General features: G+C 76.2%; 6 protein-coding genes. 5 read left to right on the top strand and 1 reads right to left on the bottom strand.

What is annotated here, in order from left to right; translation table 11 throughout:
• The first annotated feature begins 120 nt into the window (after nt 1-120).
• Nucleotides 121-1,683, top strand: a complete 1,563-nt coding sequence (locus tag ONA70_RS32380; RefSeq protein ID WP_265010292.1) for a DNA polymerase Y family protein — start codon at nt 121-123, stop codon at nt 1,681-1,683.
• A gap of 207 nt (nt 1,684-1,890) precedes the next feature.
• Entirely contained in the window at nt 1,891-5,271 is a 3,381-nt protein-coding gene (locus ONA70_RS32375) for an error-prone DNA polymerase (RefSeq protein ID WP_265010291.1), read from the top strand.
• 46 nt (nt 5,272-5,317) lie between these two features.
• On the opposite strand, the gene ONA70_RS32370 is transcribed toward ONA70_RS32375, so the two are convergent.
• Nucleotides 5,318-6,037, bottom strand: a complete 720-nt coding sequence (locus tag ONA70_RS32370; protein ID WP_265010290.1) for a sulfite exporter TauE/SafE family protein — start codon at nt 6,035-6,037, stop codon at nt 5,318-5,320.
• A 179-nt stretch (nt 6,038-6,216) separates the two neighbouring features.
• Here ONA70_RS32370 and ONA70_RS32365 point away from each other — a divergent pair, with 179 nt between their 5' ends.
• The 3 genes from ONA70_RS32365 to ONA70_RS32355 are packed head-to-tail and all read left to right on the top strand — an operon-like array spanning nt 6,217 to nt 8,317.
• Nucleotides 6,217-6,393: a hypothetical protein gene (locus ONA70_RS32365; protein WP_265010289.1), complete on the top strand. Its 177-nt coding sequence runs from the start codon at nt 6,217-6,219 to the stop codon at nt 6,391-6,393.
• 14 nt (nt 6,394-6,407) lie between these two features.
• Nucleotides 6,408-7,157 (top strand): methyltransferase domain-containing protein, encoded by a 750-nt coding sequence (locus ONA70_RS32360; RefSeq protein ID WP_265010288.1) that lies wholly within the window; start codon nt 6,408-6,410, stop codon nt 7,155-7,157.
• Nucleotides 7,154-8,317, top strand: coding sequence for an alkaline phosphatase family protein (locus tag ONA70_RS32355; RefSeq protein WP_265010287.1), 1,164 nt, complete (start codon nt 7,154-7,156; stop codon nt 8,315-8,317). The genes ONA70_RS32360 and ONA70_RS32355 overlap by 4 nt, the downstream gene beginning before the upstream one ends.
• Nucleotides 8,318-8,382 lie beyond the last annotated feature (65 nt).

Here is an 8,382-nt window from a genome sequence, read left to right as displayed (position 1 = left end):
GCTGACCCGGGTCATCCCCCGGTCGGCCGGGGCCGGCGTCGCCGCGCGTACCGCCCCGTTGCGGGTGGTGGCGCCGGCCGCCGGGGCCCGCCGCGGCGCGTTCACCGTGGTCGGGTCGGCATGACCGGTGCGCCGGTGCGGACCCTGCTGCTCTGGTGCCCGGACTGGCCGGTCCTCGCCGCCGAGATCGTCGACGGGGTGCCCGCCACCGACCCGGTCGTGGTGCTGCACGGCAACCGGGTGGTCGCCTGCTCCGAACGGGCCCGCGCCGAGGGCGTACGCCGGGGGCTGCGCCGTCGGGAGGCGCAGGGGCGCTGCCCCCAGCTCACCGTCGTCGACCACGATCCCGGCCGGGACGCCCGGGCGTTCGAGCCGGTCGTCGCCGCCGTCGAGGAGGTGGCCGCCGGGGTGGAGGTGCTCCGGCCCGGGGCCTGCGCGCTGGTCGCCCGGGGGCCCAGCCGTTACCTGGGCGGCGAGGAGGCGGCGGCCGAGCGGATCGTCGAGCACGTCGCCCAGACGTGCGCGGTGGAGAGCCAGGTCGGCATCGCCGACGGGGTCTTCGCCGCCGGGCTGGCCGCCCGGGACGGGCGGATCGTGCCGCCCGGGGGAAGTCCCGAGTTCCTGGCCGCGCTGCCCGTCGAGGCGCTCGGCCGGCCCGCCCTGACCGACCTGCTGCGCCGGCTGGGGGTGCGGACCCTCGGCGACTTCGCCGCCCTGTCCGCCGGCGACGTGCTGGCCCGGTTCGGGTTCGACGGGGCGCTGGCCCACCGGCTCGCCGCGGGCCGGGACCACCGGCCGCTCGCGGTCCGGCAGCCGCCGGCCGACCTGACGGTCACCGCCGACTACGACGAGCCGCTCGACCGGGTCGACGCCGCGGCGTTCGCGGCCCGGATGCTGGCCGAGCAGCTGCACGAGCGACTCGCCGGGTACGGGTTGGCCTGCACCCGGCTCGGCATCGAGGCAGTCACCGCGCACGGCCAGGAGCTGCACCGGGTCTGGCGGCACGACGGCCTGCTCACCGCCGTGGCCATCGCCGACCGGGTCCGCTGGCAGTTGGACGGCTGGCTCTCCGGCAGCAACGGCCGGGGCGGCGCCCGCCCGACCCGCCCCACCGCCGGGATCATCCGGCTGCGGCTGGTGCCGGACGGGGTGCTCGCCCAGGCCGGCCTGCAACCCGGGCTGTGGGGGGAGACCGGCGAGGAGCGGGAGCGGGCGCACCGCGCGCTGAGCCGGGTGCAGGGCATCCTCGGCCCCGAGGCGGTCGTCACCGCCGTGCTCGGCGGCGGACGCTCCCCGGCCGACCAGGTGCGCCTGGTCCCGTGGGGTGACGAACGCCTGCCCGGTGGGGCGGCGGTTCCGCCGTGGCCGGGGCGGCTGCCGCCGCCGGCGCCGGCCGTGGTGCTGCCGACCCCGCTCCTCGCCACCGTGCACGACGCCGCCGGGGAGCCGGTCGTGGTCACCGCCCGGCTGGCGATGAGCGCCGCGCCGGCCCGGCTGGTCGTCGGCACCGGCCGGCCGGCCGAGATCGTCGGCTGGGCCGGCCCGTGGCCGGTGGACGAGCGCTGGTGGGCGCCGGCCGAGGCGTGTCGCCGGGCCCGGTTCCAGGTCTGCCTGGCCGACGGCGCCGCCCTGCTGCTCGCGGTCGAGGGCGGCCAGTGGCTGGTGGAGGCGATCTATGACTGACGTGGATGACTCGTTGCACACCGGTCCGCTGATCCGTCTGCGTCATCAAGTTCGTAGGCGACCAACAGCAATCCGCCACCCGGCGCCGACCCCTCGTCGAGTGCCCGAGGCGAACCGCCGCGCGAAATCGGATCTTGGAAGGTTTCGGCCCCTGGAGGGGCGCCAATCTTCCAAGATCTCGACGGGGGCCGGGCGAGAGGGCGGCCGGTGAGTTTCCACAATCCGAACATGCCCTGGTCGGAGCTGGAACAGGTGCTCTCCGGGCGATCCGGCGACGGGCGATCCGGCAAGGGGCGGCCCCGGGGCGAGCGGCACCTGTACGTGGTGGATCCGCTCGCGGTCGACGCCGACGGCGGGGACTCCCCGGCGTGGAGCCGCAAGCGGCAGCAGTACGAGCCGCCCGAGCTGCCCCCGCCGGACGGCGCGGTGCCCTACGCGGAGCTGCACGCGCACTCCAACTTCAGCTTCCTCGACGGCGCCAGCCATCCCGAGGAGCTGGCCGAGGAGGCCGCCCGGCTCGGGCTCACCGCGCTCGCGGTCACCGACCACGACGGCTTCTACGGGGTGGTGCGCTTCGCCGAGGCGGCCCGCGCGCTGCACCTGCCCACCGTCTTCGGCGCGGAGCTCTCCCTCGGGCTGCCCGGCCCGCAGAACGGCGAGCCCGACCCGCTCGGCCGGCACCTGCTGGTGCTCGCCCATGGTCACGAGGGGTACGCGCGCCTCGCCGCCACCATCTCCCGGGCCCAGCTACGCGGCGGCGAGAAGGGCCGCCCGGTCTACGGCGAGCTCGAGGAGGTCGCCCACGAGCTGCGCGACCACGTGCTGGTGCTGACCGGCTGCCGCAAGGGGCACGTGCCCGCCGCCCTGCTCACCGAGGGGGTCGACGCGGCCGCCCGGGAGCTGGACCGGCTCACCGAGCTCTTCGGCGCCGAGACGGTGGCGGTGGAGCTGACCGACCACGGGCACCCGGTCGACGCCGACCGCAACGACGCCCTGGCCGAGCTGGCCGCTGCGGCGGGGCTGCCCACGGTCGCCACGAACAACGTGCACTACGCCACCCCGGGTCGCCGCCGGCTCGCCACCACGCTGGCCGCGGTCCGGGCCCGGCGCAGCCTGGACGAGATCGACGGCTGGCTGCCCGCCGCGGCCACCGCCCACCTGCGCAGCGGCGCGGAGATGGCGGGGCGGTTCGCCGCGTACCCGGGGGCGGTGGCCCGGGCCGCCGAGTTCGGCGCGGAACTCGCCTTCGACCTGCAGCTGGTCGCGCCGCAGCTGCCGGCGTACCCGGTGCCGCCCGGGCACACCGAGATGAGCTGGCTGCGCCACCTCACCCTGGCCGGCGCCCGGGAGCGGTACGGGCCGCCCGAGGCGCACCCCGAGGCGTACGCGCAGCTGGAGCACGAGCTGCGGATGATCGAGGACCTCGGCTTCCCCGGCTACTTCCTGGTGGTCTACGACATCGTCACGTTCTGCCGGGAGCAGGACATCTACTGCCAGGGCCGGGGCTCGGCGGCAAACTCGGCGGTCTGCTACGCCCTGCGGATCACCAACGTGGACGCGGTGCGGCACCGGCTGCTCTTCGAGCGTTTCCTCGCCCCGGAACGCGACGGCCCGCCCGACATCGACGTGGACATCGAGTCCGACCGCCGGGAGGAAGTGATCCAGCACGTATACACCCGGTACGGCCGGGAGCACACCGCCCAGGTCGCCAACGTCATCTCGTACCGGCCGCGGTCGGCGGTGCGGGACGTGGCCAAGGCGTTCGGCTTCTCGCCCGGGCAGCAGGACGCCTGGAGCAAGCAGATCGACCGCTGGGGCTCGGTCGCCGCGGTCGACGTCGAGGACATCCCCGAGCAGGTGGTGGCGTACGCCAACGAACTGCAGACCTTCCCCCGGCACCTGGGCATCCACTCCGGCGGCATGGTGATCTGCGACCGGCCGGTGATCGAGGTCTGTCCGGTGGAGTGGGGGCGGATGCCCGGCCGCAGCGTGCTCCAGTGGGACAAGGACGACTGCGCCGCCGTCAGCCTGGTCAAGTTCGACCTGCTCGGCCTCGGCATGCTCTCCGCCCTGCACTACGGCTACGACATGATCGGGTCCCGGCTCGACCTGGGCGACATGACCCTGGACGACCCCGAGGTCTACGACATGCTCTGCCGGGCCGACTCGGTCGGGGTGTTCCAGGTGGAGAGCCGCGCCCAGATGGCCACCCTGCCCCGGCTCAAGCCCCGGGAGTTCTACGACCTGGTGGTGGAGGTGGCGCTGATCCGTCCCGGCCCGATCCAGGGCGGCTCGGTGCACCCGTACATCCGACGCAAGAACGGCCAGGAGCCGGTGACCTTCCCGCATCCGCTGATGCGCAACGCGCTGGAGAAGACCCTCGGCGTGCCGCTGTTCCAGGAGCAGCTCATGCAGCTCGCCATCGACCTGGCCGGCTTCGACGCGGCCGGGGCCGACCAGCTGCGCCGGGCGATGGGGGCGAAGCGCTCGGTGGAGCGGATGGCGCAGATCGCCGACCGGCTCTACGCCGGGATGGCCGAGCGGGGCATCACCGGCGAACTGGCCGACGACGTCTACCGCAAGCTCACCGCCTTCGCCAGCTACGGCTTCCCGGAGAGCCACGCGATGAGCTTCGCCTACCTGGTGTACGCCAGCTCCTGGCTCAAGCGCTACCACCCGGCCCCATTCCTGGCCGCCCTGCTCAACGCCCAGCCGATGGGCTTCTACTCGCCGCAGACCCTGGTCGACGACGCCCGCCGGCACGGCGTCGAGGTACGCCGGCCGGACATCAACGCCAGCGGTGCCAAGGCGGTGCTGGAGTCCACCCCGGAGACCCGGTGGGGCAGCCAGCCGGGGGAGCCGCCGCACGCCTGGGGGCTGGGTGGCCCGGCGGTCCGGCTCGGCCTGGGCAGCGTACGCACCCTCGGCGACGAGGTGGCCGAGCGGATCGAGGCGGAGCGGACGGCGCACGGGCCGTACCGGGACATGCCGGACCTGGCCCGGCGGGTCGGCCTGACCGCCGCGCAGCTGGAGGCGCTGGCCACCGCGGACGCCTTCGCCGGTTTCGGGCTGACCCGGCGGCAGGCCCTCTGGGCCGCCGGCGCGGCGGCCCAGGACCGCCCGGGCCGGCTGCCCGGCACGGTGACCGGCGCGACCCCGCCCACCCTGCCCGGGATGGAGGCGGTGGACCGACTGGTGGCGGACGTCTGGGCCACCGGCCTGTCCCCGGAGAGTCACCCGGCCCGGTTCATCCGCGACCGGCTGGACGCCCTGGGTGCGGTGCCGATCGCCCGGCTCGGCCGGGTGGAGCCCGGGCAGCGGATCCGGGTCGGCGGGATCGTCACCCACCGGCAGCGGCCCGCGACCGCGGGCGGGGTCACCTTCCTCAACCTGGAGGACGAGACCGGGATGCTCAACGTCACCTGCTCGCCGGGGCTGTGGCAGCGCTACCGGCGGGTGGCCCGGACCAGCGCGGCCCTGGTGGTGCGGGGGCGGTTGCAACGGTACGAGGGGGTCACCAGCCTGGTCGCCGACCGGCTGGACGCGATCGACCCGCCGGTCACCCCGGCGTCCCGCGACTTCCGCTGACCGCCCGCAGCCCGCCCGCGGCCCGGCCGACGAGCGGCGACGGGCGTCACCCGGCCAGGCCGGCCAGCGCCACGCCGGCGCTGCCGAGCAGCCCGACCAGGAGGACCCGCCGGAACAGCACCGGGTCGAGCCGGTGGAACAACCGGTTGCCCAGCCACCAGCCGACCGGCACGGCAGGCAGCGCGACCAGGGCGGTACGCACCACGTCGGCGTGCACCTGCCCGGTCGCGACGAACCCGGCCAGCCCCATCAGGCCGATGCCGGCGAAGGTCGCGGCGATGGTGGCCCGGAAGGTGCGCGGGTCGTAGCCGAGCGAGTGGAAGGCGGCGACCAGCGGCGGCCCGTTGGTGCCGGTGGCGGCGGTGAGCGTGCCCACCAGCACGCCGACCACTCCGAGCCCGACCGGGCCGGTACGGATCCGGGCGCCCGACCAGACCAGCGCGACGCAGCCGAGCACCACCACCGCGATCACCGCGCTGAGCAGCCGCTCCGGGGCGTGGGCGAGCACCAGCAGGCCGGCCGGCAGCCCGAGCAGGCCGGTCCCGATCAGGGCCAGCGCCACCCGCCAGCGGACGAAGGCGCGCTCGCGTACCGCCGCGTTCAGGGTCGCCCCGATGCTGGTCAGCGCGGAGACCACGACCGCGCTGCGCGGGTCCAGCGTGGCGGCGAGCAGCGGGACGGTCACCAGCGCGTAGCCGAAGCCGCTGACCGCCTGCGCGACGGTGCCGAGCAGCACGATGCCGAAGGCGGTGAGCAGGACGACCACCGGGTCAGCCTGATCCGGTCGACGGCGGGTCGGCAACAGGCACCTCGCGCGGAGATCTTCGCCACACCGGCCCGCCGGCGGGCATGGCGTCCGCCACATTCCCGTTACCGCCGTGGACGGGCCGGAGATACGGTCCGCCGGCGTGGGCAGAGCGGCCCACGCAGGAAAGGTGGAGAACGATGACGGGGAGCAACACCCACCATGGCGTCGCCAACGCCCGACGGACCCGACTCGGCGCGGACTGGGTCCCGGCCCACGACACCGAGGTGCACGAGTACCCGGTGACCGACGGGCCAGTGGCCAACCCGCGCCGCTCCCACGCCGAGGAGGACCCGGCCGGAGGCGGCGAGTCCTGACCCCGCTGGCGCGGGTGACTAGGCTCGGCGGGGTGGAGCAGACCCGAACCCTGACCCCCCGCACCGCCGTGCTCTGGGCGGTGCTCCGGGCCGAGCTGGACCGGCGTGCCGGCGAGCAGCTCACCGTGCTCGACGTCGGCGGCGGGACCGGCGGCTTCGCCGTCCCGCTCGCCGAGTCCGGCCACCGGGTCACCGTGGTCGACGCCAGCCCCGACGCGCTCGCCGCGCTGACCCGCCGGGCCGCGGAGGCCGGGGTCGCCGACCGGGTACGCGCGGTGCAGGGCGACGGCGACGCGCTCGCCGGGCTGATCGAGCCGGCCACCGTCGACCTGGTCCTCTGCCACTCCGTGCTGGAGGTGGTCGACGACCCGGCCCCGGTGGTGGCCGCGCTGGTCGCCGCGCTGCGCCCGGGCGGCGCGGCCAGCGTCCTGGTCGCCGGTCGGGCCGCCGCCGTGCTGACCCGCGCGATGAACGGCCACCTCGACGTCGCCGCCGCGCTCGCCGCCGACCCGGGCGGCAGCGCCGGGCCCCGCGACACGCTGCGCCGGCGGTACGACGCCGAGGGCGCCGCCGCGCTGCTCACCGCCGCCGGACTCGCCGTCGAGGAGATCCACGGCGTACGCGTCCTGGCCGACCTGCTCCCCGCCGCCGTGGCGGACGCCCAGCCGGCCGCCCTCGTCGAGCTGGAACGGGCCCTGGCGGCCCGGCCGCCGTACCGGGACCTCGCCGCCCAGCTGCACCTGTTCGCGCGCCGCCCGGCATGACCGGTCCGGCGGTGGGCCCGCTCGACCCGGTCGCGCCCCGCTACGCCGGCGGCAGCCTCGCCGACCTGCTGCCCAGCGCCTGCGCGCTGCTCGGCGTGCCCGGCGCGGCCGACCTGCTCGGCCTGGCGCCCCGGCTGGCCGGGGTACGCCGGATCGCCGTGCTGCTGGTCGACGGCCTCGGCTGGTACCAGATCCCCACCGCCGCGCCGTACGCACCGACCGTGGCCGGCCTGGCCGCCGCCGTCGGCGTCCCGCTCACCACCGGCTTCCCGTCGACCACCCCGACCAGCCTGGTCAGCCTCGGCACCGGCACCGCCTCCGGCGCGCACGGGGTGCTCGGCTTCACGGTCCGGGTCCCCGACACCGACCGGGTGCTCAGCCACATCGAGTGGGTCGACGACCCGGAGCCGCTGCGCTGGCAGCCCGTCCCCACCTGGTACGAGCGGGCCCGCGCCGCCGGGGTGGCGGTGACCGTGGTCAGCCGCCCCGAGTACGCCGGCAGCGGCCTCACCCTCGCCGCCAACCGGGGCGGCGACTACCGGGGCGCGTCGAATGTCGACGCGCTCGCCGCGCGGATGCTCACCGCGCTCGCGGCCGGCACCGGGCCGACCCTGGTCTCCGGGTACCACCCCGACCTGGACCAGCAGGGGCACCTCAGCGGCGTCGACTCCCCGCCGTGGCGGCTCGCCGCCGCCGCCGTCGACCGGCTGCTCGCCCACCTGGTCGACGGGCTCCCGCCGGACGCCGCGCTGCTGGTCACGGCCGACCACGGCCAGCTCAACGTGCCCGACCGGCACCGGATCGACCTGGACACCGATCCCCGGCTGCGGGCCGGCGTCCGGGTGGTCGCCGGCGAGCCCCGGGTCCGCTACCTGCACGTGGAGCCCGGTGCCACGGCCGACGTGGTGGCCGCCTGGTCGGCGGTGCTCGGCGACGCGGCCCGGGTGATCACCCGGGACGAGGCGGTCGCCAGCGGCTGGTTCGGACCGGTGCCGGAGGAGCACCTGAGCCGGATCGGCGACGTGGTGGTGATCTGCCGGGGCACGTACGCCGTGGTGGCCACCCGGTCGGAGAAGCCGATGGCGTCGCGGCTGGTGGCGTACCACGGCGCCGACACCGCCGTCGAGATGACCATCCCGCTGCTGGTCGTACGGGGCTGACCCGCCAGGTTGTCGGACCCGGCGGCTAGCCTGCGGGGATGGGCCGCAGCCAGTCGTTGCCCCGG

The sequence above is a fragment of the Micromonospora yasonensis genome (genome assembly GCF_026013475.1).
Lineage (GTDB): Bacteria > Actinomycetota > Actinomycetes > Mycobacteriales > Micromonosporaceae > Micromonospora > Micromonospora yasonensis.
Note: the sequence above shows the minus strand (reverse complement) of the source record. Positions and strands in the feature narration are given on the sequence as shown.

Coding starts and splice junctions, on each gene's coding strand:
- ONA70_RS32380 (WP_265010292.1), top strand. CDS start 121: ATGACCGGTGCGCCGGTGCGGACCCTGCTGCTCTGGTGCCCGGACTGG.
- ONA70_RS32355 (WP_265010287.1), top strand. CDS start 7,154: ATGACCGGTCCGGCGGTGGGCCCGCTCGACCCGGTCGCGCCCCGCTAC.
- ONA70_RS32365 (WP_265010289.1), top strand. CDS start 6,217: ATGACGGGGAGCAACACCCACCATGGCGTCGCCAACGCCCGACGGACC.